This is a genomic window from Nocardioides ultimimeridianus (assembly GCF_054777895.1).
Map to the genome: position 1 here is coordinate 1 of NZ_BAAHAB010000020.1, position 24,275 is coordinate 24,275.

30 protein-coding genes and 1 tRNA gene are annotated in these 24,275 nt (G+C 72.7%); 27 read left to right on the forward strand and 4 right to left on the reverse strand.

Features of this window, described 5'->3' with window-relative positions; all coding sequences use genetic code 11:
• The 21 genes from ACYU8V_RS16910 to ACYU8V_RS17010 all read left to right on the forward strand — a co-directional run.
• A partial coding sequence (locus tag ACYU8V_RS16910) for a hypothetical protein (protein WP_460849008.1) occupies window positions 1-843 on the forward strand: 843 nt, incomplete at its 5' end.
• Complete coding sequence (locus ACYU8V_RS16915; RefSeq protein WP_460849009.1) at window positions 836-1,180, forward strand: hypothetical protein; 345 nt, start codon at window positions 836-838, stop codon at window positions 1,178-1,180. The genes ACYU8V_RS16910 and ACYU8V_RS16915, both read left to right, overlap by 8 nt.
• 11 nt (window positions 1,181-1,191) lie before the next feature.
• Complete coding sequence (locus ACYU8V_RS16920) at window positions 1,192-1,845, forward strand: SAF domain-containing protein (RefSeq protein ID WP_460849010.1); 654 nt, start codon at window positions 1,192-1,194, stop codon at window positions 1,843-1,845.
• A 4-nt stretch (window positions 1,846-1,849) separates the two neighbouring features.
• Window positions 1,850-2,650 carry a hypothetical protein gene (locus ACYU8V_RS16925; protein ID WP_460849011.1) on the forward strand — a complete coding sequence of 267 codons (801 nt, stop codon included), beginning with the start codon at window positions 1,850-1,852 and terminating at the stop codon, window positions 2,648-2,650.
• Window positions 2,647-3,954 carry a CpaF family protein gene (locus ACYU8V_RS16930; protein ID WP_460849012.1) on the forward strand — a complete coding sequence of 436 codons (1,308 nt, stop codon included), beginning with the start codon at window positions 2,647-2,649 and terminating at the stop codon, window positions 3,952-3,954. The genes ACYU8V_RS16925 and ACYU8V_RS16930 overlap by 4 nt, the downstream gene beginning before the upstream one ends.
• Complete coding sequence (locus ACYU8V_RS16935; RefSeq protein WP_460849013.1) at window positions 3,951-4,838, forward strand: type II secretion system F family protein; 888 nt, start codon at window positions 3,951-3,953, stop codon at window positions 4,836-4,838. Before ACYU8V_RS16930 ends, ACYU8V_RS16935 begins: the two co-directional genes overlap by 4 nt.
• Window positions 4,835-5,728: a type II secretion system F family protein gene (locus ACYU8V_RS16940; protein WP_460849015.1), complete on the forward strand. Its 894-nt coding sequence runs from the start codon at window positions 4,835-4,837 to the stop codon at window positions 5,726-5,728. Before ACYU8V_RS16935 ends, ACYU8V_RS16940 begins: the two co-directional genes overlap by 4 nt.
• Before the next feature lie 39 nt (window positions 5,729-5,767).
• The gene (locus ACYU8V_RS16945; protein WP_460849017.1) at window positions 5,768-5,986 is read left to right on the forward strand and encodes a hypothetical protein; all 219 of its coding nucleotides are present in this window, start codon (window positions 5,768-5,770) and stop codon (window positions 5,984-5,986) included.
• 26 nt (window positions 5,987-6,012) lie between these two features.
• On the forward strand, window positions 6,013-6,411 hold the full coding sequence (locus ACYU8V_RS16950) for a TadE family protein (RefSeq protein ID WP_460849018.1): 399 nt from the start codon (window positions 6,013-6,015) through the stop codon (window positions 6,409-6,411).
• On the forward strand, window positions 6,408-6,875 hold the full coding sequence (locus ACYU8V_RS16955) for a TadE family protein (protein ID WP_460849020.1): 468 nt from the start codon (window positions 6,408-6,410) through the stop codon (window positions 6,873-6,875). The genes ACYU8V_RS16950 and ACYU8V_RS16955 overlap by 4 nt, the downstream gene beginning before the upstream one ends.
• Complete coding sequence (locus ACYU8V_RS16960; protein ID WP_460849021.1) at window positions 6,872-7,534, forward strand: Tad domain-containing protein; 663 nt, start codon at window positions 6,872-6,874, stop codon at window positions 7,532-7,534. The genes ACYU8V_RS16955 and ACYU8V_RS16960 overlap by 4 nt, the downstream gene beginning before the upstream one ends.
• Before the next feature lie 51 nt (window positions 7,535-7,585).
• The gene (locus ACYU8V_RS16965; protein ID WP_460849023.1) at window positions 7,586-8,155 is read left to right on the forward strand and encodes a hypothetical protein; all 570 of its coding nucleotides are present in this window, start codon (window positions 7,586-7,588) and stop codon (window positions 8,153-8,155) included.
• Window positions 8,152-9,219, forward strand: coding sequence for a hypothetical protein (locus tag ACYU8V_RS16970; protein WP_460849026.1), 1,068 nt, complete (start codon window positions 8,152-8,154; stop codon window positions 9,217-9,219). The genes ACYU8V_RS16965 and ACYU8V_RS16970 overlap by 4 nt, the downstream gene beginning before the upstream one ends.
• Window positions 9,220-9,241: 22 nt before the next feature.
• Window positions 9,242-12,064 carry a LysM peptidoglycan-binding domain-containing protein gene (locus ACYU8V_RS16975; RefSeq protein ID WP_460849028.1) on the forward strand — a complete coding sequence of 941 codons (2,823 nt, stop codon included), beginning with the start codon at window positions 9,242-9,244 and terminating at the stop codon, window positions 12,062-12,064.
• 83 nt (window positions 12,065-12,147) lie between these two features.
• The gene (locus ACYU8V_RS16980; RefSeq protein ID WP_460849029.1) at window positions 12,148-13,059 is read left to right on the forward strand and encodes an ABC transporter ATP-binding protein; all 912 of its coding nucleotides are present in this window, start codon (window positions 12,148-12,150) and stop codon (window positions 13,057-13,059) included.
• On the forward strand, window positions 13,056-13,922 hold the full coding sequence (locus ACYU8V_RS16985) for a hypothetical protein (protein ID WP_460849031.1): 867 nt from the start codon (window positions 13,056-13,058) through the stop codon (window positions 13,920-13,922). The genes ACYU8V_RS16980 and ACYU8V_RS16985 overlap by 4 nt, the downstream gene beginning before the upstream one ends.
• 82 nt (window positions 13,923-14,004) lie before the next feature.
• Window positions 14,005-14,766 carry an SGNH/GDSL hydrolase family protein gene (locus ACYU8V_RS16990; protein WP_460849032.1) on the forward strand — a complete coding sequence of 254 codons (762 nt, stop codon included), beginning with the start codon at window positions 14,005-14,007 and terminating at the stop codon, window positions 14,764-14,766.
• A gap of 99 nt (window positions 14,767-14,865) precedes the next feature.
• Window positions 14,866-15,489: a sulfotransferase family protein gene (locus tag ACYU8V_RS16995; RefSeq protein ID WP_460849034.1), complete on the forward strand. Its 624-nt coding sequence runs from the start codon at window positions 14,866-14,868 to the stop codon at window positions 15,487-15,489.
• A 21-nt stretch (window positions 15,490-15,510) separates the two neighbouring features.
• Window positions 15,511-16,218 carry a ribonuclease PH gene (gene rph / locus ACYU8V_RS17000; protein ID WP_460849035.1) on the forward strand — a complete coding sequence of 236 codons (708 nt, stop codon included), beginning with the start codon at window positions 15,511-15,513 and terminating at the stop codon, window positions 16,216-16,218.
• A complete protein-coding gene (gene rdgB / locus ACYU8V_RS17005; RefSeq protein ID WP_460849036.1) occupies window positions 16,215-16,832 on the forward strand; it encodes an RdgB/HAM1 family non-canonical purine NTP pyrophosphatase in 618 nt (205 codons plus the stop codon). Before rph ends, rdgB begins: the two co-directional genes overlap by 4 nt.
• Window positions 16,829-17,386 carry a 1-acyl-sn-glycerol-3-phosphate acyltransferase gene (locus ACYU8V_RS17010; protein ID WP_460849038.1) on the forward strand — a complete coding sequence of 186 codons (558 nt, stop codon included), beginning with the start codon at window positions 16,829-16,831 and terminating at the stop codon, window positions 17,384-17,386. The genes rdgB and ACYU8V_RS17010 overlap by 4 nt, the downstream gene beginning before the upstream one ends.
• A gap of 7 nt (window positions 17,387-17,393) precedes the next feature.
• Here ACYU8V_RS17010 and ACYU8V_RS17015 read toward each other — a convergent pair.
• The 4 genes from ACYU8V_RS17015 to bcp form a co-directional block, all read right to left on the reverse strand.
• Window positions 17,394-17,471, reverse strand: a tRNA-Leu gene (locus ACYU8V_RS17015).
• A gap of 12 nt (window positions 17,472-17,483) precedes the next feature.
• Window positions 17,484-17,999 carry an HNH endonuclease signature motif containing protein gene (locus ACYU8V_RS17020; protein ID WP_460849040.1) on the reverse strand — a complete coding sequence of 172 codons (516 nt, stop codon included), beginning with the start codon at window positions 17,997-17,999 and terminating at the stop codon, window positions 17,484-17,486.
• Between the two features lie 57 nt (window positions 18,000-18,056).
• On the reverse strand, window positions 18,057-19,190 hold the full coding sequence (locus ACYU8V_RS17025) for a DcrB/PsbP domain-containing protein (RefSeq protein ID WP_460849041.1): 1,134 nt from the start codon (window positions 19,188-19,190) through the stop codon (window positions 18,057-18,059).
• Window positions 19,191-19,194: 4 nt separating this feature from the next.
• Entirely contained in the window at window positions 19,195-19,665 is a 471-nt protein-coding gene (bcp, locus tag ACYU8V_RS17030; RefSeq protein WP_460849042.1) for a thioredoxin-dependent thiol peroxidase, read from the reverse strand.
• 31 nt (window positions 19,666-19,696) lie between these two features.
• Between bcp and ACYU8V_RS17035 the strand changes: the two genes are divergently transcribed.
• From ACYU8V_RS17035 to kynU, 6 genes are all read left to right on the forward strand, one after another.
• Entirely contained in the window at window positions 19,697-19,939 is a 243-nt protein-coding gene (locus ACYU8V_RS17035) for a DUF3618 domain-containing protein (protein WP_460849043.1), read from the forward strand.
• Between the two features lie 32 nt (window positions 19,940-19,971).
• On the forward strand, window positions 19,972-20,283 hold the full coding sequence (locus ACYU8V_RS17040) for a GroES family chaperonin (RefSeq protein WP_460849273.1): 312 nt from the start codon (window positions 19,972-19,974) through the stop codon (window positions 20,281-20,283).
• An 8-nt stretch (window positions 20,284-20,291) separates the two neighbouring features.
• On the forward strand, window positions 20,292-21,056 hold the full coding sequence (locus tag ACYU8V_RS17045; RefSeq protein ID WP_460849045.1) for a crotonase/enoyl-CoA hydratase family protein: 765 nt from the start codon (window positions 20,292-20,294) through the stop codon (window positions 21,054-21,056).
• A gap of 66 nt (window positions 21,057-21,122) precedes the next feature.
• A complete protein-coding gene (locus tag ACYU8V_RS17050) occupies window positions 21,123-22,034 on the forward strand; it encodes a helix-turn-helix transcriptional regulator (protein ID WP_460849046.1) in 912 nt (303 codons plus the stop codon).
• Window positions 22,031-23,017 carry a helix-turn-helix transcriptional regulator gene (locus ACYU8V_RS17055; RefSeq protein ID WP_460849048.1) on the forward strand — a complete coding sequence of 329 codons (987 nt, stop codon included), beginning with the start codon at window positions 22,031-22,033 and terminating at the stop codon, window positions 23,015-23,017. The genes ACYU8V_RS17050 and ACYU8V_RS17055 overlap by 4 nt, the downstream gene beginning before the upstream one ends.
• A complete protein-coding gene (kynU, locus tag ACYU8V_RS17060; protein ID WP_460849049.1) occupies window positions 23,014-24,267 on the forward strand; it encodes a kynureninase in 1,254 nt (417 codons plus the stop codon). The genes ACYU8V_RS17055 and kynU overlap by 4 nt, the downstream gene beginning before the upstream one ends.
• The last annotated feature ends 8 nt before the right edge of the window (window positions 24,268-24,275 follow it).

The window sequence follows — 24,275 nt, forward strand, 5'->3', positions numbered from 1 at the left end:
GTCGCGCCGGTCCCCCCGCCGCCGCCGCCGGCGCCGCGGGACGTGCCCCGGCTCCTGCAGCGGGCCGCCGTGGGCGTCGTCTCCCCGGAGTCGGCCGCCGGCGTCCAGGGCGAGCGGGCGCTGATCGACCGCATCCGCCAGCGTCAGACCAACCGCCGCGTCGTCGCCTTCGCCTCGGCCAAGGGCGGCGTGGGGTGTACGTCGGTCGCGGTCGGTGTCGGTGCGGTCCTGACCGCGCTGCGCGACGACCGGTCGGCGGTCGTCGACGTGCAGCAGGGCGGCCCGTCGCTGGGTGCCCTCCTCGGTGCGGAGCGGCCGCGCTCCTGCATCCAGCTGCTCGCGCAGAGCGACACCGTCGATCCGCCACGCGGCCGGACCGGGCTGTCGGTGCTCGACGGGTCGGGCTGGGACCTCGCCCTGCGCCGCATCGACGTCTCCGACGTGCTCGACCGGCTCGGCCGCGACCACACCTTCAACCTGCTCGACGTCGGCAACGACGCGGGCGAGGGCAGCCATACCGCGCTCGCGCGGGCCGACCGCGTCGTGCTCGTCTCGACGGCCGGACCGGTCGGGGAGGCGGCGATGCAGGCGGCGTTCGACCGGCTGCGACGCGTCAACCCGGTCGCCGCGGGCGGAGCGGTCGCCGTCATCGTGGCGACCAGCGAACCGGCGTACAAGCAGGCGATGAGGGACCTGCGCGGCCGGCCGCAGGTGGTCGTCGTTCCACCCGACCCGTGGCTCGCGGCCGGGTCGCCGTTCGAGCCGTCCGCCGTCCGCGCCGAGACCCGGGAGGCCCTGCTGCGGATCGCCGCCGCGGTCGTCGAGGTGGGCGGCCGTGTCTGAGCCGTGGACCCCGCCGGCCCAGGACATGGCGCTGCGCTCGACACCGAACGCCGAGCGCTACGTCCTCGAGGCCGACGCGATGCGGCGCCGCCAGCTGCGCTCGGCGCTGCTGCACGGCTCGGCGCGCAACTGGCGGGAGAACCGCCGCGCCTGGCCGGCGGTCGTCGCCGGGCTGATCGTCGTCGCGGTCATCCTCGCCGGCCTGTCCGTGGCCCAAGCGCTCAGGATCAGCCTGCGCAACAACCCGCCGGCGCCCGCCCCGGTGCCCGCGGCCACCGTGACCCCGACCACCGGCGCGACCGCGACCACTCCGGCCCCGTCACCGAGCTCCTCATGAAAGGTGCACCCATGGCCTCCACCACCACGCGCCCGACGGCGCCGTCACGGCTCCCGTCGACGCGCGAGTCGCGCCCGGCCCTGATCGGCCTCGCACTGGTCCTCATCGTCGGCGGCGCCCTCGCCTCGGCGTACCTCGCCGTGATCGCCGGCCACCGCGCCGAGTTCGTCCAGGTGCGGACCGAGATCGCGCAGGGGCAGAAGATCACCAAGGCGGACCTGCAGACCGTCAGCCTCCCGCAGGGGTACGACGGCGGCATCCCCGCCGACCAGGAGGACAGCCTCGTCGGCCAGTCGACCACGGTCCGGCTGCTGGCCGGGACGGTGCTGACGCCGGCGATGGTCTCGAAGACCGGCGGCATCGCGGCCGACCAGGCGCAGGTGGCGCTCAACGTCGACCCGATGACGGCCCAGGGGATGCACCCCGGCGACCGGGTGCTGGTCTATGTCGAGGACGACGACGGCGGCACCCACACCGTGGACGGCGAGCTGCTCGCGATCGGCAAGAGCCAGGACGGCGGCCTCACCGGCACGTCCAGCTCGCAGGTCCCGATCAAGGTGCTCATCGCGCGGCAGTGCCTGACCGCGGTGTCCCAGGGCATCATCGGGAACAAGTTCGCCGTGTCGCAGACCGGCGGATCGGGCCCGCTCGGCTGCGGGCAGTGACGCCATGTCGCTGATCACCATCGCCTCGGCCAAGGGCTCGCCGGGCGTCACCACGGCGGCACTGCTGCTCGGCGCGCTCTGGCCGCGCCCGAGCGTGGTCGCCGAGTGCGACGCCGCGGGGGGCGACATCGCGCTGCGGATGCCCTCGGCGCAGGGCCAGCCGCTGACACCCGATGCAGGCCTGGTCGCGCTGTCGGCCGCCGGCCGGAAGGCGATGCACCCGGCGCTGATCGACCAGCACACCCAGCACATCGTCGGCGGTCTCGGCGTACTGACCGGAGTCAGCCTGCCCGAGCAGGCCGGCGGCCTCGCGTGGGCCGAGCTGGCCCAGCTGTTCGCCGGCGCGCCCGGCACCGACGTGATCGCCGACCTCGGGCGGATCGGGGGCTCGACCCCGCAGAACGCCCTCCTCAGCGCCAGCAGCCTCGTCGTCCTGATGACCGACACCATCCCGAGCAACGTCATCCACCTGCGCGAGCGGGCGGCGCGCGTGCACCAGAGCCTGGGCGGTCCGCTGGCCGCGCCCATCCACGTCGTGGTGGTGGCTCAGCCCAAGCGGGCCCGGGCGGTGCGGGAGGTGCGGGAGTCGCTGGAGCGCTCGCGCGTGCCGTTCGAGGACGTGCACCACCTCGCCCACGACCCGGTCGGGGCGAACTTCTTCCTCGGCCAGGTCCACGGCCGCCCCGACCGGACGGCGCTGGTGCGCTCGGCAGGGGCGATCGTCGACCGGCTGGCCGCCCGCACCGCCGCGGCCTTCGTGCCCGGCGAGCCGGTCGGCGTACCCACTGCGGAGGTGACGCCATGATCGACCACGACCTGGTCCGGACCCTGCGCAGCCAGGTGGCCGAGCGGCTCAACGAGCAGCGCCGCCGTGACGCGGCTGCCGGGGTCTCCCCGATGAGCGCCGAGGACGAGCGGGAGTTCGCCCGCTCGCTGATCGTGCAGGTGCTCGAGGACCACGCGCGCTTCGAGGTCTCCGACGGCCGCCGTCCGCCGACGCCGGCCGACGAGCGGGACATCGCCTCGGCGATCCACTCCGCGCTGTTCGGCGTCGGGCGCCTGCAGCCCCTGCTCGAGGACCCCAACGTCGAGAACGTCGACATCAACGGCTTCGACCAGGTCTTCGTCCAGTACGGCGACGGCCGCGAGGAGCGGCACCCGCCGGTCGCGGAGAGCGACGAGGAGCTGATCGAGCTGATCCAGGTCCTCGCGGCCCACTCGGGCCTGTCGAGCCGCCCGTTCGACGCCGCGAACCCCGAGCTGGACCTCCGCCTGCCCGACGGATCCCGCCTCTCTGCGGTGATGCAGGTGTGTGCCCGGCCCTCGATCTCGGTCCGCAAGGCGCGTATGGGCAGGGTCTTCCTGGACCAGCTGGTCGAGAACGGCACCATCGACGAGGAGATCTGCAGCTTCCTGCGCGCAGCGGTGCTGGCGCGCAAGAACATCATGATCGCGGGCGCCACCAACGCCGGGAAGACCACGATGCTGCGGGCGCTCGCCAACGAGATCCCCGCGCACGAGCGGCTGATCACCGTCGAGCGGGCGCTCGAGCTCGGGCTGGGGGAGTACCCCGAGCTGCACCCGAACGTCGTGCCGCTGGAGGAGCGCCTCCCGAACGCCGAGGGTGTCGGCGGGGTGTCGATGGCCGACCTGGTACGCCGCTCGCTGCGGATGAATCCCTCCCGCGTGATCGTCGGCGAGGTGCTCGGCGACGAGATCGTGACGATGCTCAACGCGATGACGCAGGGCAACGACGGCTCGCTGTCGACGATCCACGCCAACTCCTCCCTGGAGGTGTTCTCCCGGATCGGCACCTACGCCATCCAGGCGCGCGAGCGGCTGCCGCTGGACGCCTCCTCCCTGCTCATCGCGGGCGCCCTGGACTTCGTCGTGTTCGTGCGCAAGCGCAACGACGACCCGGAGGCCGGCGGGCAGACGCGTGTCGTGGAGAGCATCCGCGAGATCGTCGGCCACGACGGCCAGGTGATGTCGAGCGAGGTGTTCGCACCCGGCCCGGACGGTCGTGCCGTCGCCCATGCCCCGATCGCCTGCATCGCCGAGCTGGAGGAGCACGGCTACGCGTCCGTCGCGCACGGGGCCTGGGCATGATCGAGCTGTGGCGGCTCCCGCTCGCCCTGACCGCCGGGGCCGCGGTCGGGGTGGGGGTGGCGATCCTCGTCCTCGGGCTGCACCGCCGTCCGCCGGCGGCGGCCACGCCCCGGCGGCGCTCGCTCACGATGAGCCCCGGCCGGATGCGCCGGGTCGCGGCCGGCGTCGTCGTGGGGCTGGTCGTGCTGGTGCTGACCCGGTGGATCGTGCTGGCGGTGGTCGCGGCCGTCGTCATCGCGTTCTGGGACCGGATCCTCGGCGGCGCCGCCGAGGAGCGGCGCTCGATCTCGCGCGCCGAGGGCCTCGCGGCGTGGATCGAGTCGCTGCGCGACACCATCGCCGGCGCGGTCGGCCTGGAGCAGGCCATCCCCGCCACCGCCACCAATGCCGCGGCCTCGGTCCGCCCGGCGCTCAACCTGCTGGTCGACCGGCTGCGGGTGCGCGAGCCGATGCCCGACGCGCTCGCCGACTTCGCCGACGACCTGGACGACCCGTCCGCGGACCTCGTCGTCGCCGCCCTCATCCTCAACGCCCGGCTGCGCGGTCCGGGCCTGCGTGACGTCCTCACTGCGCTGGCGGAGTCGGCGCGTGACGAGCTCGACGTACGCCGCCGGGTGGAGGGCAGCCGCCGCAGCACCCGCCGCAGCGTGCAGATCGTGATCGGCGTGATCGTGCTGGTGGCGGGTCTGCTGGTCCTGCTCAACCGCTCGTACGTCGCTCCCTACCAGTCCGCCATCGGCCAGCTGGTGCTCGCCGTGGTGATCGGGCTGTTCAGCCTCGGGGTGCTGTGGCTGCGCCGCCTCTCCGGTGTCGAGGAGGCCAAGCGGTTCCTGGTGGCCGCCCGCACCCCGCAGCCGACCCGAGCCGAGAGGGCGGGCGCATGACCTGGTCGCTGCTGTCCGGTGCGGTCGTCGGTCTCGGCGTGCTGCTGATCGTCGTCGCGCTGAGCCGGCCGGTGCCGGGCGTCGCGGCCACGCTCGCCCGGCTCGAGCGGGCGGGGTCCCGCCGGGCCGCGCCGCGGGTCACCGTCGACGGCGCGGCCGGCCGGCTCGGCGTCGTACGGGACGGCATCGGGGGGTGGCTGGAGTCGGCCGCCGCGGGCCGTGGCTGGCAGCTGATGCGGACCCGCTCCGACCTCGCGGTGATGAACCGGACGCTGCAGCAGCACCTCGGTACCAAGGTGCTGCTCGCGCTCGGGGCGATGGTCTGGTTCCCCTTCGTGGTGTGGGTCAGCGGGTTCGGGTCCGGCGGCGTACCGGTGGGGGTGGCGCTCGCCGCGGCCGTCGTGGCGTTCTTCTTCCCCGACCTGTCGCTGCACCGGGAGGCCGAGTCGCGGCGGCGGGACTTCCGGCATGTCACGGGCGCCTTCCTGGACCTCGTCGCGATGAACCTCGCCGGCGGCCGCGGCCTGCCCGAGGCGCTGATGGCGGCATCCTCGTTCGGCGACCACTGGGCGATGGTCCGGCTGCGCCAGTCCATCTCGAACTCGCGGATCCTCGGCATCACCCCGTGGGAGGGCATCGGCCGGCTCGGCCAGGAGCTGGGCATCGACGAGCTGCGCGACCTCGCCTCCTCGCTCGCCCTCGCCGGCGACGAGGGCGCCCGGATCCGCAGCTCGCTGAACGCCCGCGCCGAGAGCATGCGCCGCAAGGAGCTGGTCGAGGTGGAGGGCGACGCGGGCGAGAGCAGCCAGTCGATGCTCATCGCGCAGCTGCTCATGTGCGTCGCCTTCTTGATATTCTTGGCCTATCCGGCGGTCAGTCAGCTCCACTGATCTGGTTTTGCCATGTCTCGGGAAGGGAACGACCACTCCGTGAACCCCATGCTGCTCAGCGCGCAGGTCCTCATCGTCCTGGTGCGCGGCCGCGCCGAGCAGGCGCGCCGCGCGGGCGTCAGCCAACGCGGCGCCACGGCGGTCGAGTGGGCGATCATCTCCGCGATCGTGGTCGGTCTCGCGCTCGTCGTCGCCGGCGTGATCAGGCACGTCGTCGAGACGCGCTCGCAGCAGATCGACCAGGGCACCAACGGCTGACACGCCCACTCTCGGGGGGATGGGCAGTGCGCCAGCGGGGCACCAGTGCCATCGAGTTCGTGATCGTCGCGCCGGTCTTCCTGCTGCTGGTCTTCACCATCATCGAGGCGGGTCTCTACTTCCACGCCCGCGACACCGCGCAGACCTCCGCGCGCGAGGGGGTCTCGGCGCTGCGGCTGGCCGGCACGAACGCCGACCCGGGCTCCTACCGCAGCTACGCCGAGCAGATCGCGACCCAGTTCGCCACCCAGATCGGCGACCTCACCCACGTCACCTCCACGGCCACCATCGACCAGCACTCGGGTCGCGTGAGCGTGCAGGTCGACGGCGACGTGGTGCTCCCGGTGGGCGGCACGATGCACATCACGCAGACCGCCTCCGCCACGCTGGAGCAGTGGATCCCCGACCTCCGGACCGCGTCATGAGATCCCTGACGCGGTACGACGCCCGCGGCGGAGCCAGCCTCGAGCTGGTCATCCTGGCGCCGTTCCTGCTGGCCCTGCTGATGCTGATCGTGGCGTTCGCGCGGTTCACCCAGGCCAAGGGGCTGGTCGACCAGGCCGCGCGCGACTCCGCCCGCGCGGCCACCGCCCAGAACTCCTTCGCCGGCGCGACGAAGGCGATCGACGCCGCCGTCGCCGACGCGCTGCGGGGTGCACCGGCGTCGTGCCGGGACAGTGCCGGCGTCGTACCCAACATCCCGGTGGACGCCTTCAAGCCGGTGCCGCAGGGGCAGACGGTGGTGGATCCGAAGCAACTGGAGTCGATCACCGTGACCGTCACCTGCCAGGTCGACCTCGGGGACCTGGTCATCCTGAAGCTGCCGCCGAAGTCGATCAGCTTCACCTTCACCAGCCCGATGGACAAGTACCGGGGGTACCAGCAGTGAGCGACCACCGGGGGTCGATCACCCCGTTCGTCGTGATCATCGCCTTCGCGGTGCTCCTCCTCGCCGGACTCGTCATCGACGGAGGCGCCCAGATGAACGCGCACGGCCGCGCGATCGCCTACGCGCAGGAGGCCGCACGAGCCGGGGCCCAGGGGCTGAACCTCCAGGATCCCCGCCTGGGCCTCAACGTCGAACTGGCGGCGCAGCTGGCTCAGGCCTACTGCGACGACGCGCAGCAGAGGGACCCTCAACTGGTCGAGTGCACGCCCCTGCCGCCGGTCACGATCGCTGACAAGACCTCGACCCACCTGGCTATCGAGGTGCGCACGACCGTCAAGGTGCCGACCATCCTGCTGAACATGATGGGCCTCCGGACTGTGTCCGCCTCCGGCACCGCCCTGGCCAGCCCGATGCCCGGCATCACCGGCCCGAACGGCGACATCGTCCCGACGGCAGCGCCCCCGTCGCTCGACGTACCGACCGGTGGGTCCACGCCGCCGACCGCGGGTGGCGGCGGCCCGGTCACCATCGGTGGCTGTCCCACCGTCACCCTGACCCCGACGCCGAAGCACCCGCCGACGAAGAGCTCGGGTGCCGGCACCAAGGGCCCGAAGCCGCCCCAGCCCTCGACGACCGTCAGCTGCCCGACCCATGGATAATGGGTTTGCCGTCGTACCGTCTCGGGGAGGACGCAGAGCATGGGGTCTCGGGTGACTCGTCATCGACTGATGGTCGCGACCGCGGTGGTCGCGGGCTCGGTCCTGTCCGCGTGCGGCAGCACCCCCGACCCGGTCGGTACGCCGACCCCGGCCGTCGCCACGACCTCGGCGACGCTGCAGCCGACCGTCACTGCGACCCCGCTGTCGCCGTTCGAGGACCGCGCGCCGGTCCAGGCGGTCCGGACGCTCCTCGCGCTGCAGGCCCGCGCGGTCAACCGGCACGCCACGAGCTCGCCCGGGATGGCCAAGGTGCTCACCCCCGCGGGCAGCCGGCTGCTCGCACCGGCCGTGCGCTCCGACTTCGGGCTGCGCTACCCGGGCCCGATCCCCTTCACCCCGACGAAGGTCACCGTCGCGGGCAAGAACGCCCAGGTGCTCGGCTGCATGGTCGGCCACGGCTTCGCGGTGTCCCCGAAGACCGGCAAGCCGGCGGGGCGCCGGACCGTGTACCCGATCAGGATCTCCCTGGTCAGCGCGCACTCGACGTGGAAGGTCGACTCGCTGTTCTCCGACCCCACCACCAAGTGCCGCAACGTCAAGGTCGAAGGAGTGACGTGGTGAGGCGTTCCCTCTGCACGGGGGTCCTGGCGGCCTCGTTCAGCATCGCCGTGGCGTTCGCCGGCCCGGCGCTCGGCTACACGCCGCCGGCGCCGTCGGACAGCGTGCCGTCCAGCCACACCCCGAGCTCGACGGTCACCACCGCGTTCGACTCCCCGTCCTCCGACGGTCAGCCGGCCGTGCACTGCACCGTCTACGCCAACGGCACCGGCATGGGCTCCTACTGCGCCTCGATGTTCGGGGGCACCGCCCAGACGCTGCGGGAGCGGTTCCACGGCCAGGCCTACCAGCGCTGCCGCTACCGCCCGGTGCCCTCGACCTGGCTGGTCCGGCCCAACCCCGACCCCGAGCACGGCCGCTACATGGTGCAGATCTGCCTCGACGGGATCGACTGGGACACCGTCTCCGGCGGCCCGAACCGGCAGATCGACATCAACGTCGTGTGGGTCCCCTTCACCCAGAAGGTGGACGACGTCCCCAACCCGGTGAACGACTACCTCTGGGGCCTGATGTCGGGCGACGCCCAGCTCCCCGTCCCGATGCTGGTCACCCACCCGTCCACCCCGGTCGTCGGCGAGCCGACGTACTTCACGATGCGCTGGGTCAACCCGGTCACCCGCGAGGTCGTCGACAAGGGTCAGTACGCCGGCGACCCGATGGGCGGGCCGTACCAGCGCGTCGAGCTGGCCAACGGGGTCGTGATGACCGCCCAGGGCACCGGCATCGAGGTCGATCCGAACCAGATCGACATGAAGCCGGTGCACTGCGCGCCGGACACGCCGTACGACCCGAACGCCGCGCAGCAGGCCGAGGGTGCGTGCTCGATCGCGTTCTCGCGGTCGTCGGCCTCCGCGGTCGCGCTGCAGAACCCCGACGACCCGATGCCGGGCAGCGCGCAGCACGACGAGTCCTACTACCTGGCCATCACCGTCCACTGGGACGTCAAGTACGGCCGCGGGGCGGCCACCAACACGCTCGGCAACGGCTTCGACATGGTCGTCCACCAGGAGCTCCCCGTGTGGGAGGTCCAGGCGCCCAACCAGCCCCCGCAGGTCTCCATCCACTAGTCCCCAGAAGGGTGATCGCCCGATGACGGCCACGGCCCCCCATCGACAGACCCGACTCCCGTTCCAGGAGCCGCCGCGACGAGGGCCCGGCCAGGTGCTGATGGGGGTCGGCGCGCTGGTGGGGACCCTGCTCATCGTCGTCGGCGTACCCATCGGGCTGTTGGCGGCGTTCGGCCCGCCGTGGCCGAGCGAGTGGCCGACGCTCGCGTGGCTGACCACGCCGACCACCGGCGAGACCGTGATCGCGATCCTGGCCTTCGTGGTCTGGCTGGCTTGGCTGCACTTCGTCATCTGCCTGGTCGTCGAGGCCCTCGCGGCGGTACGCCGGCGCGGGATCGCGCCCGCCGTCCCCTGCGGCTCGATCGGCACCCAGGCGCTCGCGCGCAACCTGGTGCTCGCCGTGCTCGTCCTGGTGGGATTCACCGCGACCGCCGTGGGGCCCGCGGGCGCCGCTGAGCAGGCGCCGCACCCTGCCGGGCAGACGCACGCGACGCACGCGGTGGCGTCCACGCCCACCGTCAGCGCCACGGCCCGCCCGCACCAACAGCTGCCGACCGGCGCGCAGACCGAGCGCGCGACCAGCGCCGACGAGCGCGCCGGCCTGACCACCTACTACCAGGTGAAGCCGCCGCAGGGCCGCCACTACGACACGCTCTGGGACATCGCCGACCGCTACCTCGGCAACGGGCTGCGCTACAAGGAGCTGGTCGAGCTCAACCGGGGCCTGCACCAGGCCGACGGCACCGAGCTGACCAACCCCGACCTGATCTACCCGGGCTGGATCCTGCGGATGCCGGCCGACGCGGTCGGTCCGGGCCTGCGGGTGGTCGACCACGCCGGCGCGCTGCCGCAGGTCGTGCCCTCGCTCGGCGCGGGGGAGACGAGCCAGATCGGCGGAGCCGCCGAGCTCGAGCGGCTGGCCACCGACGCCACCGACCCGCAGGGGGTCGATGCCGTCGCAAGCCGCGGCGTGCACCTCGACGCCGCCTGGTCGCCGTTGTTCGGTGTGGCCGGCGGACTGGCGCTCGGCGGGGCGGCGCTGGCGCTGCGTCGCCGGCGCGCGGCCCGGCCGCTGGCCGAGCTGTGGGGAGCACGGCTCGGCGCCGTACCCACCGATCCGAACGGTCCGGACGGCGGCCCGGACGGCGGCCCGGACGGCGGCCCGGGCGGCCCCGCGCCGCGGCTGCGCAACGAGGCCGAGCCGGGTCTGGCCGCGTGGCTGGACCGGGCCCTGCGCTCCTCCTGCATCGGCCTCGGCGTCCCGGCGCCGACCCAGGTGTCGGTCGGCCCCACCGGGCTGGCCCTGCTGTTCGCCGGCCCGACCACGGCCGAGCCGCCCGCCGGATGGACCCGGATCAACGAGCGGGTCTGGGTCGTCGGCACCGACGTCGCCCTTCCCGGCGGGGGCCCCGCGCCGTGCCCCGGCCTGGTCGCGATCGGGCGCAGGCCCGACGACAGCCTGCTGCTGATCGACCCCGAGTCGGTGCCGGGCGTGGTGTCGCTCGAGGGCGACGAGACAATCGCGCGCGGGCTGGCGATGAGCCTCGCCATCGACACCGCCACCCATCCGTGGGCTGACCGGCGCACGGTCACGATGGTGGGCTTCGCCGGTGACCTCACCGGCGTCGACGCGCAGGCGGTGCACCGTGCCGACGACATCGGCCGCGTGCTCGAGGAGCTGGAGAACCACGCCCGCTACTACCGCGGCGTGTGCCGCCAGGTCGGTGCGCACAGCGCCCGCGAGGCCCGGGTCGCCCACCCGGGCACGGCCGACTGGGCCTACCACCTGATCATCTGCTCGGGACTGCCCTCGCTGACCGAGCTGTCCCGCCTGCACGCGCTGGCGAGCGATCCCCAGGTGCCGCTCGGCGTGGTCGTGATCGGCAGCCTGCCCTCGGCCGACCTGCGTCTGGCCGCCCGCGCCGACGGCCGGCTGACCTCCCCGCTCCACGCCATCGACGTCGAGGCCCAGCAGGTGGGGCCCGACGCCGTGGCGGCGCTGGCCGACCTGTTCGCCCCGCCCGCGGCCACGCACGTCACGCTGGAGGAGTGGGCGGCGGCGCTCGCCGACGCGTCCGCCTACGCGGGTGCGCCCGAGGCCGCGGTCCGGGTCGGCGTCCTCGGCCCGGTCGAGGTGCACGCCCCCGGTGAGGTCGACCAGGACCGGGTCGCGTTCCTCACCGAGCTCGCCTGCTACCTCGCTCTGCACCCGGCCGGCGTGCACGTCAACCGGCTCACCGCGGCGATGTGGCCGCGGGGCGTGGAGTCCGCCACCCGCAACGCGGCGCTGCGGCAGCTCGACGCCTGGCTCGGCTCGGCCCCCGAGGAGCCCGCGCTCATCGAGACCGACGGCGTCTGGTCGCTGCGGCCGGGCGCGGTCAGCCTGGACTGGGACGAGTTCCGCGGCCTGGTCAATGCCGCGGCCGAGCGGCCCGCGGACGCCGAGCAGATCCTCGGCCAGGCGCTGGGCCTGGTGCGCGGCCGGCCGTTCTCCGGCGTACCGGACGGGCGGTACGCCTGGCTGGAGACCACGACCCTGGAGTCGGACACGGCTCTGGCCGTCGGCCTGGTCACGTTGTCCGTCGCTGAGCGGGCCGCGGCCCGCCACGACGCGGAGGCCGCCCGATCGGTGCTGGGTCACGGACTCGAGACCATGCCGGCGAACGAGGACCTGTGGCGCGCGCGGCTGCGCCTGGAGGCGACGTACGGCGACGCCGACGGGCTGCGCGAGGTCGCGGACGCGCTCTACCGGACCCTGGCCGAGGAGGGCTCGTACGGCGCCTCCGGCGAGACCGATGCGCTGGTGGCCGAGCTGATCCCGGGCTACCGCGCCGAGGTCGCGTGAGTCGGTCGGACGCTGGGGCGGGCCACCAGAACTCGTGACGTTCGGCAGGCATGGTCCGACCACCGATGCGGCAGGCTGAGCGCATGATCACGGTGGACCACCTGACCAAGACCTACGGCGCGTTCGCCGCCGTCGACGATGTCAGCTTCCAGTGCCAGCCCGGCCGGGTGACGGGCTTCCTCGGCCCGAACGGTGCCGGCAAGTCGACGACGATGCGGGTGATGGTCGGGCTGACGCCGGCCACCCGCGGGAGGGTCACGATCGGGGGGATGGCGTACGCCGACATCCCGAACCCCGGGCGTCACGTCGGTGTGCTGCTGGACGCCTCGGCGCAGCACGGCGGGCGCACCGGCCGGGAGATCCTGACCCTGGCGGCGACGATGATGGGCCTGCCCTCGGCGCGGGTGGGGCAGCTGCTGGAGGTCGTCGGCCTCACGCCGCCGGAGGCGAAGCGGAGGCTGCGCGACTACTCGCTGGGCATGAAGCAGCGGCTCGGCATCGCGCACGCGCTGCTCGGTGACCCGCAGGTGCTGATCCTCGACGAGCCGGCGAACGGCCTCGACCCGGCCGGCATCCGCTGGATGCGCGGCCTGCTCAAGGAGTACGCCGACCGGGGCGGCACCGTGCTGCTGTCCAGCCACCTGCTCAACGAGGTCGAGCTGATCGCGGACGAGATGATCCTCATCGGACATGGCCGGATCGTCGCGCAGGGTGACAAGCAGGCGCTGCTCGCCAGCCGCCAGGGGACCGCCAGCGCACTGGTGACCTCGCTCGACAACGCGGCCCTCGCCGCGGCCCTGGCCGCCGCCGGGATGCCCGTGCAGCAGCGGGGCGCCGGGCTGCAGGTCGGCGCGACGACCGAGCAGGTGGGCCGGGTCGCGCTGTCGGCCCAGGTGGTCCTGACCGATCTGCGCGACGACGGCGCCAGCCTCGAGGACCTCTTCCTCGAGCTCACCTCACCGACCCAGCGCGACGCGATCGGAGTCCCCTCGTGAGCGGCACGACCGGCATGCCCCTGCAGACCCTGGACGTGTCGGGCACCCGCCGCGTCCCCTTCGTCCGCCTGGTCCGGACCGAGGCGCGCAAGCTCGTCGACACCCGCGGTGGCCTGTGGCTGCTCGGCATCAGCTCGGGCCTGCTCCTGCTGGTCTTCGGCATCGTGCTGCTCGTCTCGGGCCTGTCGAGCTCGTCCCCGACCGCGCACGACTGGCTGAGCATCCTCACCATCCCCGTGGCCATGCTGGTGCCCGTGCTCGCGATCACGATCGTGACCCAGGAGTGGGGCCAGCGCACCGCGATGACGACCTTCTGCCTGGAGCCGAGCCGGCTCCGGGTGGTCCTCGCCAAGCTGGTGTCGGTCACGATCCTGGGCGTGGCGACGATCGCGCTCGCGCTCGTCCTGGTCCCCGTCGGCAACGTCCTCGGCGCGGGGCTCGCGGGCTCGACGACCGTCTGGAACATCACCACCAGCGACATCGTGATCGCGCTGATGACCCAGGTGCTCTACCTGCTCATGGGGTTCGGCCTCGGGCTGCTGCTGCTCAGCAGCCCCGGCGCACTGGCGATCTACTACGTCTACGGCTGGATCCTCGAGGGCGGGGTGATCATCCCGGGCATCATGTACGTGCTCTGGATCGCGACCGGCTGGGGCCACTCGCTGTTCCCCTGGATCAGCATGCGGATCGCGATGCTGCCCTTCGGCGTGGACGACTCGACCCGCTTCGAGCTCGCCGCGAACGGGGTGTCGCTGGACACCGGGTTGCTGGGCGTGGCCCACATCGCCGTCTCGGTGCTGATCTGGGTGGGCCTGCCGCTCGGCTTCGGCATCTGGCGCGTCCTGCGCGCGGAGCTGAAGTAGGTGCTCAACTAGTCATCCAGGGTTGCCGGACGCGACACCTCGTGGTGTCCGTCCGGTACCCGCGACCGCCACGCTGAAGGCTGTGACTGGCGGCTACCTGCGGTACGCGGCGTTGGGGGACTCGACCACGGTCGGCATCGGGGACCGGGTGCACGGCGGGGCGTGGCGGGGCTGGGCCCGCCTGCTGGCAGAGTCGCTCACGGCGTCGTACGACGTGTCGTTCTGCAACCTCGCGATCTCCGGCGCGACGACCTCGGTGGTCCGCGAGCAGCAGCTCGCCGACGCGGTCACGCACCGGCCGGACCTGGCGTCGCTGGTCGTCGGCATGAACGACACCCTGCGCTCGACCTGGGACCCCGTGCGGGTGCGCGAGGACCTGTTCGCGATCGGCGGGCGGCTCGCCACCGAGGGCGCCACCCTGCTCACGATCCGCTTCCACGACCACGGCGAGGTGCTAGGCCTGCCGGGCTTCCTCCGGCGCCCGCTCAAGGCGCGGATCGACCGCGTCAACGAGGTGTACGACGAGCTGCACGAGACGTACGGCGGACTGCGGCTCGACCTCGCGGGTCGGGCCGAGCTGACCTGTCGCGAGTCCTGGTCCGTCGACCGGTTCCACCCCTCCGAGATCGGCCACCGGGCACTCGCCATCGCGATGGCGGACGTGCTGCGGCAGGGCGGCTTCGACGTCGTACCTCCCGAGGCGGAGCCGTGCGGCGGCGTACCTCGGACCTGGCGGGGGGACGCCGCCTGGATGCTCGCCGAGGGTGCTCCGTGGATCGGGCGCCGGGCCCGCGACCTGGGGCCGTGGGCGGTGCGGCGGGCGGTCGCGGTCGCTGTCGGCTGACCACATCCGCAGCGCCGGCTTTGTCAGCTCCGGACAAGGAATCCGATCGCGTGCCCCGGACCGCTCCGCCTCGCGGTGGGTCGGACCTAGCCTGCGGACATGACGGCACGAGTGGTCGGCGCGGGCGTGGGGCGGACGGGGACCCTGTCGCTCAAGACGGCGCTGGAACGACTGCTCGATGGGCCGTGCTACCACGGCAGCGTGCTCTTCGACCTGGGCCGCGGTCGCCATCTCCGGTTCTGGCGGGCGGCCGCGCGCGGCGAGCCCGTCGACTGGGCGGGTTTCCTGGACGGCTACGCGGCCGTGGTCGACTGGCCGGCCTCGGCGTTCTGGGAGGACATCGCGGCGACGTACCCCGACGCGATCGTGGTGCTGTCCACCCGCGACAGCCCCGTGGCGTGGCACCGCAGCGCCCACGAGACGATCTTCCGCTACGCGCGCCTGGCCCCGATCAACCCGATCGTGCGGATGTTCACCGAGGTCCTGGCCGCCCGCTTCACGCCCCGGGTCCTCGACCCGGAGGAGGCGATGGCGGCGTACGAGCGCCACAACGCGCACGTCCGCGCGACGGTGCCGCCCGAGCGACTGGTCGAGTGGCGACCCGGTGACGGGTGGGAGCCGCTGTGTGCCGCTCTCGGCGTACCGGTGCCGGACGAGCCGTTCCCCGAGACCAACACCCGGGCCGACTGGGACCGCCTGCGGGGCCGCCGGACCCCTCGGTGAGCCCCTCGTTAGGGTCGGACCATGACGACCCGCGAAGACGGCCGCGCCGACGACGAGCTGCGCCCGATCAGGATCACGCGCAACTGGCTGGACAACCCCGCAGGCTCGGTCCTGGTGGAGTTCGGCAAGACCCGGGTGCTGTGCTGCGCGTCGGCCTCGGTGGGCGTCCCGCGGTGGCGCAAGGGCTCTGGACTCGGCTGGGTGACGGCGGAGTACTCCATGCTCCCGGCGTCCACCAACACCCGCTCGGACCGGGAGTCGGTCAAGGGCCGGATCGGTGGTCGCACCCACGAGATCTCGCGGCTGATCGGCCGCTCGCTGCGCGCGATCATCGACGACAAGGCCCTCGGCGAGAACACCATCCAGATCGACTGCGACGTGCTGCAGGCCGACGGCGGCACCCGCACCGCGGCGATCACGGGCGCGTACGTCGCCCTCGCCGACGCCTGCGCCAAGCTCGGGGTCTCGGGTGCGCTGACCGGTTCGGTCGCTGCGGTGTCGGTCGGCATCATCGACGGCGTGCCGCGGCTGGACCTGCCCTACGTCGAGGACGTGCGGGCCGAGACCGACATGAACATCGTGATGACCGGCGAGGGGAAGTACGTCGAGGTGCAGGGCACCGCCGAGGGCGCGGCGTTCGACCGCGCCGAGCTCGACGCCCTGCTCGCGTTGGGCGAGAAGGGCTGCGCCGACCTGACCCGCCTGCAGCAGGAGGCGCTCTCCTCGTGACGCGGGTGTTGGTCGCGTCCGGCAACGCCAAGAAGGTCGAGGAGATGCAGCGGATCCTCGCCGCCCACCTGGATGCGGTCGAGGTGCTGGGGCTGGGCGACGTGGCGTCGTACGACGAGCCGGTCGAGGACGAGCCCACGTTCGCCGGCAACGCGCTGCTCAAGGCCCGCGCCGGGGTCGCGGCGACCGGCCTGGCCACGATCGCCGACGACAGCGGGCTGTGCGTCGACGCGCTCAACGGGATGCCCGGTGTGCTCTCCGCGCGCTGGAGCGGGCGGCCCAAGTCCGACGAGCGCAACAACGCGTTGCTGCTCGACCAGCTGCTCGACGTACCGGATGAGCGGCGTACGGCGCACTTCACCTGTGCCGTCGCCCTCGTGCTCCCCGACGGGCACGAGCTCGTGGTCGAGGGCCGGATGGACGGCCGGGTCATCCGGGAGGTGCGGGGGAGCGGCGGCTTCGGCTACGACGTGCTCTTCGAGGCCGACGATCGCCCCGGCGTCACCACGGCCGAGCTGTCCAAGGACGATAAGGACGCCATCTCCCACCGCGGGCGGGCGTTGCGCGAGATCGCGCCGCAGGTCGCGGCGCTGCTGAGCGGAGGACCGCGATGAGCCTGCGACCCGTCCTCGCCCGGACCCTGCTGCGCCTCACCCGTTGGCGGCTGGTCGGCGAGGTGCCGCAACGCGGCATCCTGGTCGGTGCACCGCACACCTCCAACTGGGACTTCGTGGCGATGCTGGCCATCGCCTGGAGCAGTGGCGTCCAACCGCAGGTGCTGATCAAGGAGTCCTTCTTCAAGGGGCCGCTCGGCCCGCTGCTGCGGGCGCTCGGCGGTGTCCCGCTGGATCGATCCGACCCGGGCCCGACCATCCGGGCCATGCTCGCCGAGGCCGACGACTCGTTCCTGCTCTGCCTGGCGGCCGAGGGCACCCGCTCCAAGGGCGAGTACTGGAAGTCGGGGTTCCTGCGGCTCTCCCAGCAGACCGGGCTCCCGGTCTCGCTCGGCTTCGTCGACGGCCCGACCCGCACCCTCGGGATGGGCCCGACGTTCACGCCGTCCGGCGACGTACGGGCCGACATGGATCTGGTGCGGGCCTTCTACGCCGACAAGCGCGGCTTCAAGCCCGAGAACCGGACCGAGCCCCGGCTGCGCGAAGAGGGCTGATCACCCTTGGTGCGCCCGGTGAGATTCGAACTCACACTGCACACGACCTAAACGTGTTGCCTCCTGCCAGTTGGGCTACGGGCGCGCAGCCGAGAGTTTATGCAGTTGGCCGAACAGCGCCTTTGTCGGCAGTGAACTTCCCGCTGCTTCGTCCAGCGAAGTTCGCCGTCTGGCGATGGCAGTTCGGGCAGAGGAAGCGAAGGTTGGACTGTTCGTTGTTGAGGAAGTCGCCGTCGATGTGATCGATCTCGAGGGTGAGCGGGAGGCCCTGCCAGGTCCCGTCGTTGCCACACAGCGCACAGCGATAGGGAATGCCGGACTCCATGAGGGCTCGCTTCAAGAGTGACGGCTTCTCACGCGGCGAACTGACCGATCGTCTGACGAGGATTTCACTTGCCGCCTTCCGTCTGTGGTCGTGCGACGTCGGGTTGTAGAGCGTGAAGTGAGACGTATCGAGATCGAAGCGCTTGATTGTTCGGCTGATGTGCGCGTGTGCACCGCCGTTCTGACGTAGGCCGAGGAGTCGCAAGACGCCGGCTACTGACGTCGATTGCGCGACCAACGGCGCGAGAAGTTCTGGCGTGTACTTCCGACGAGCCCGAGTTCCGTTCATGCTGTGACGCTAAGCAGCCCCGGGTCCTTCGTCGAATGTCGTTCCACAGGCCCCGGATCAGCTCCAGGCCCAGCCCGCGAGGAACGAGTCGAAGACGCCCGACTGGCCGGTGTCGCCGTCGAGGTAGGTGAACACGATCGTGTAGCCGGTGCCGCCGTGGACGACGAGGTACGCCGTCTGGTGCAGGGTGCCGGTGCTTCCCGAGCGAGTCACCGACGCGCCGATCGCCTGCTCGCCGTCGATGTCCTTGTCGGCGATGTCGGCGACGTTGGCGGTGGGGTCGGCGTTGCGCAGGCCCTTCTCCCAGCTGGACCGCACCGACTCCGGGTCGGTGGTGCCGAAGGTCTCCGAGGTCGCGATGGCGACGTTGGCCGTCGACCCGCTGATCGAGTCGGCGTTGACCGCGATCTTGTCGAGGTTCGGGGAGTCGGACGGGTAGTTGTCGGTCTGGTCGGTCCATCCGGTCGGCATGGCGACCGTGTAGCCGGTGCCGTCGAGGGTGTCGCCGGTCGCGACCGGCGCGGACGTGGTGGTCGTGCTGTGCGTCGGTGCCGGGTCGTCGCCGCCGCTGTTGGCGACCAGCGCGACCAGCCCGCCGATGCCGCCCAGCAGCACGACCGCGCCGATCACGAGGCCCACGACCAGGCCGGTGCGGCTCTTGCGCGGCGGCTGCGCCTGCCAGGATCCGTACGCCGGCGCGGACTGCCACGCGGGCTGCCCGTACGCCGCCGGGGGACTCATCACCGGCGCGGCCGGCGGGCTCGTCATCGGCGGACTCATCATCGGCGGGCTCATCACCGGCGGGGCGGGCGGGGCCGGCGAGGCAGCCGGCACCGACCCGGAGCCCGGGTCGAGGCTCTGCACCAGCTGCGCCGGCACCCGGCCGAGCGCGAAGCCCAGCACGGCACACGCCCACTGGCAGCCGCGGTCGTCGTTGCTGCCGCGGTCGCGTGCGAGGCGCTGCCCCGAGGACTCGACGGCCGCCTGCACCTGGGCGCCGCTGTCGAGCATGGTGAGCATGCCGTCGACGGCGCCGAGCCGGACGGCGTCGGTGAGCAGGTTGATGGTGCCCGAGCTCGCCGTACCCTCGTCCAGGTAGTCGTCGAGTGCCGCGCGGAAGGTCAGCGGATCGCGGAACAGTGCGGTCCCCCGGTCGCGCGCCAGGTCGGCGAGGGCGGCGGCGAGCTGCATCGGATCAGATCCCGAGGTCGCGGCGGAGCTTGGCGACGTGGCCGGTGGCCTTGACGTTGTACTGCGCGAGCTCGATCTTGCCGTCGGCGCCGACCACGAAGGTCGAGCGGATGACGCCCTCGACGGTCTTGCCGTACAGCTTCTTCTCCCCGTACGCCGCGTAGGCCCGGTGCACCGCGAGGTCCGGGTCGGACAGCAGGGTGATCGTCAGGCCGTCGCGCTCGCGGAACTTGGCCAGCTTCTCGGGGCTGTCCTTGGAGACGCCGAGCACCGTGTAGCCGGCCGCCTTCAGCGAGTCGAGCGAGTCGGTGAAGTCGCAGGCCTGCGTGGTGCAGCCTGGCGTCATCGCGGCCGGGTAGAAGTAGACGACGACCTTGCCGTCCTTGCGCGCCTCGGCCAGCGACACCTCGATGCCGGTGTCGTCGCTGAGCGTGAAGTCGGGGGCGGTGTCTCCGGGTCCGAGGCGTGCGGTCATGCACACAGCATCCCATTGGTAGCCTGCCTGTGTGACCAACCCATCGGAGATCGAGCGCGAGATCGAAGAGGCACGCGACCGCCTCGCCAACACCATCGACCAGCTGGTGTACCGATCGAGCCCCAAGACCGTGGTCGGGCGCGAGGTCGCGGCCGTCAAGGCGCACTACGTCGACGCCCAGGGCCAGCCCCGGACCGACAACATCCTGAAGACCGTCGGCGGTGTGGTCGGCGTGATCGCCGCTTTCGTGGTGATCCGCAAGCTCGTCAGGTGAGCTCCTTCGAGGTGGCCGACGCCACCGAGAAGATGCCCATCAAGATGCTGCACGACCGCATCCTGTGCGAGATCGACAGCGAGGCCGGCGAGCGTCGCTCGGCCGGCGGGATCGTCATCCCCGCGACCGCCGCCATGGGTGGCAAGCGGCTGGCCTGGTCGCGTGTGGTCGCCGTCGGCCCGCACGCGCGCGCCGTCGAGAAGGGCGACCGGGTCCTCTACGACCCCGAGGACAAGGCCGAGGTCGAGGTCCACGGCGAGGTCTACGTCGTGATGCGCGAGCGTGACATCCACGCCGTGGCCGCCGACCGGCTGGCCGACGAGGCCGCCGGCCTCTACCTCTAGGAGCAACCGTGGTCGTCGAGGTCGAGCGTCGCGGACCGGTCACGATCGTCACGCTGCGCCGTCCCGAGGTCCGCAACGCGGTCGACGCGGAGCACGCCCGTGCCCTGACGGCGGCGTTCGAGGAGTTCGACGCGGACGACACCGCCTCCGTCGCGGTCCTGTACGGCGCCGGAGGTGTCTTCTGCGCCGGTGCCGATCTGAAGGCGGTCACCCGCGGGGACGTCGAGGTCGGTCCGCCGGGGATCGGGCCCGCCGGCATGGGGCCCACCCGGATGCTGCTGTCCAAGCCGGTCATCGCCGCGGTCGAGGGCTATGCGGTCGCGGGCGGGCTCGAGCTCGCGGTCTGGTGTGACCTGCGCGTGGCCGACCCGGCCGCCGCGTTCGGCGTGTTCTGCCGGCGCTGGGGTGTGCCCCTCATCGACGGCGGCACCGTGCGGCTGCCGCGCCTGATCGGCCACTCCCACGCCCTGGACCTGATCCTCACCGGCCGCGAGGTCGGCGCCGAGGAGGCGCTGCGGATGGGGCTCGCCAACCGCGTCAGCGCACCGGGCGCGGCGCTGGAGGAGGCCGTGGCGCTGGCCGAGCAGCTCGCCCGCTTCCCGCAGACGACGATGCGGCAGGACCGGTTGTCGGCGTACGAGCAGGAGGCGCTGGCGCTGGACGAGGCGATCGCGAACGAGTGGAAACACGGCGAGGTCTCCCTGGCAGCCGATACGGTCGCGGGTGCGGGCAGGTTCGCGGGCGGGGCGGGCCGGCACGGCTCGTTCGACTGAGCCAGACCACAACACGGAGCTTCGGGAGGGGCCATGGCGGGGCCGGGACGTGACCAGCGCGAGCCGATGGAGAGGTTGATCCGGATCGCGGCGGTCCTGCGCGACGCCCCGCTGCAGGGCGTCTCGGGGGAGCGGCTCGCCGAGGTGGCCGGCTTCACCGGGGAGGACCGGGCCGACTCGCTGTCGCGCGAGATCAGGTTCCTCAACCGGCAGGGCTGGCAGATCGACAACATCGCCGCCAAGGGCGAGCCCGCCCGCTGGCGGATGACCGCCGTGGACAACCGGCTGCGGGTGCGGCTGACGCCCGCGCAGCAGACCGCCCTGCGTCGCGCCGTGCTGCTGGCCGACCGCGACGACCTCGTCGAGCGGCTCGGGCTCTCCGACGCGGCGCGCCCGGCCACGGTGTCGGCCGCGATGGAGCCCGACGCGGCCGAGGGGGAGGCCTCGGCAGCGCTGTCGGCGTGCGTGCGTGCCGTGCGCGGCCGCTGCCTGCTGCACTTCGGCTACAAGGGCACCCTGCGCGTCGTCCACCCCGAGTCGGTGCGCATCCAGAACGCCCGCTGGTACCTCCGCGGTGTCGAGGACGCCGATCTCGACGCCGGTCTCGTCAAGACCTTCGTGGTCGCCCGGATGAAGGACGTCGCGATCGACCCGCCCGGCACGGCGCGGCCCGTGACCGCCGCCCGGCACGCCGGGCTGCACCCGATGACCTGGGAGATCGACGAGCCGATCGACGTCACGCTCAGCACGACGACCGACTACGAGCCCGACGTACGCCGCTGGCTGGGCAGCCCGACCTCCTCCCGCGTCGAGCCGGACGGCCGCGTCACGATGACCTACCGCGTCACCCACCGCGCCGCCCTGCACGCCCGGCTCTTCGAGCTCGGCACCCGGGTGCGCGTGGTCGGGCCCGAGAGCGTCCGCGCGGCGCTGATCGAGGAGCTCGCGGGCTTCGCGGGCCTGAGGGAGGACCGATGAGCGTCCCCAAGTACGTCGCCCGCATCGCCCGGCTGCCGGAGGTGTTCGCGCGCCTCGCCGAGCACCCCGACGGCCTGCCGCTCAACGAGCTCGCCGACGATCTCGGCATCAAGGTGGCCGAGCTGCGCGAGGACCTCGCCGCGTTCTTCGCCGCCGACCTCGGCATCATGCTCGGCCTGTGCCGTCCCGACGTGCTGGAGTTCCTCGGCCCCGACGGCGACGACGCCCTGCCCGAGGACGCGCAGGTCGTGCGGATCATCCAGCCCGCCGACGAGCTCGGGGTCGAGTACGTCGACGCCGCCGAGCTCGCCCTCGTCTACAGCGCGGCCCGGGCGCGCGCCGACATCGACCCCGACGACGAGGACCTCCTCGGCGCGATCGACGTGCTGACCGAGACGCTGTTCGGCGAGGACGTCGCCGTACCGCCGCCGGCGGCGGCGCAGTGGAACCGTCCGCTGCAGACCCTGCAGCGGGCCCAGGAGGAGCACCGTCGCGTGCGGATCGTCTACTCGCGGTCCTGGGAGCACGGCGTCGGCGAGCTCGTGATCGAGCCGCTGCGCCTGGTGCAGACCCGGCGTGGCTGGGAGGTCGACGCCGGCCCGGTCCGTGCCAACGGATCGCTGCGCACCTACCTCCTCTCCAACATCCGTGAGGCGGAGCTGCTGGACCAGACGTTCGAGGTCACGCCCGAGGCGACCGGGCTGCTGGCCGGCCAGCGCGCGACGACGCGGGTCCAGCTCTGCCTGCCGCAGTCGGGACGCTGGGCCGCCGACATGTACGCCGAGCAGGTGACCTTCGTCCACGACGACGAGGAGTCGGTGGTGGTCGACGTGGAGCTGCTGCCGCCGCTGGAGCAGCGGGTCGGGATGCTGATGCTCGCCGCCGGACCGGACGCGTTCGTCGTGGATCCGAAGGAGCTCGACACGGCCGGCGCCGTGCTGGCGGAGGAGCTGTTCATCCACCACTCCGTGGATCCGTCGTGACCGGCCGCGACGAGGCGGTAGCGCTCGACGCCGCGGACCCGCTGGCGTCGTACCGTGACCGCTTCCTGCTGCCCCACGGCCTGAACTACCTCGACGGCAACTCCCTCGGCGCCCTGCCGCGCGCGACGCCGGAGTGGCTCGCGCAAGTGGTCCAGCGCGAGTGGGGCGAGCGGCTGATCCGCTCGTGGAACGAGGGCTGGCACGAGCTGCCGGTGCGGGTGGGCGACCTGATCGGCCGCTACGTGGTCGGCGCCGACGCCGGGCAGGTGGCGCTCGCGGACTCCACGACCGTGAACTTCTACAAGCTCCTCGCCGCTGCGCTCGACGCACGCCCCGGCCGGTCGGAGATCGTGGCGGACCCGCTGAACTTCCCCACCGACAGGTACGTCGTCGACGGGCTCGCCCGCGCACGCGACCTGACTGTGCGGCCGCTCGCCGCGGACCCGGTGCTCGGCGTGACGCCGGCGGACGTCGAGGCCGTGGTCGGCCCGGACACCGCCGTGGTGACGTTGTCGCACGTCGACTACCGGTCCGGCGCCCTCGCGGACCTGCACGAGATCACCCGGATCGCCCATTCCGCGGGGGCTCTGGTGCTCTGGGACCTCTGCCACAGCGCCGGCGCCGTGCCCGTCGACCTCGACGCGGCCGGGGTCGACCTTGCGGTCGGCTGCACGTACAAGTACCTCAACGGCGGCCCCGGCGCGCCGGCGTTCCTGTACGTCGCCTCGCGCCTCCAGGCCGAGCTCGAGCCGCCGATCTGGGGCTGGTTCGGGCAGACCGACCAGTTCGCGATGGGGCCGTCCTTCGCTCCGGTGCCGGGGATCCGCCGGTTCCTGAGCGGTACGCCGAGCATCCTGGCCGGCTCCGCGGTCGAGGCGGGTCTCGAGCTGTTCGCCGAGGCCGGCATCGACCGGATCCGCGCCAAGAGCGTCGCCCTGATCTCCCTGGCCGTCGAGCTGTACGACGAGCACCTGGCCGGCCTGGGGTTCACCCTCGTCACGCCCCGCGACGCCGGTGCGCGCGGCGGGCACGTCTCGGTGTCGCATCCGGAGTCCTACCGGATCTGCCGGGCCTTGATCGAGCTCGAGGACACCGTGCCCGACTTCCGCGAGCCGGACGGGCTGCGGCTCGGCTTCTCGCCGCTGACCACGCGCTTCGCCGATGTCTGGGACGGGATGGACGCGATCCGCCGGATCGTGGAGGAGCGGCGCTACGAGCAGGTTAGCTCGTCCCGGACCGCCGTCACCTAGCCGTCGCG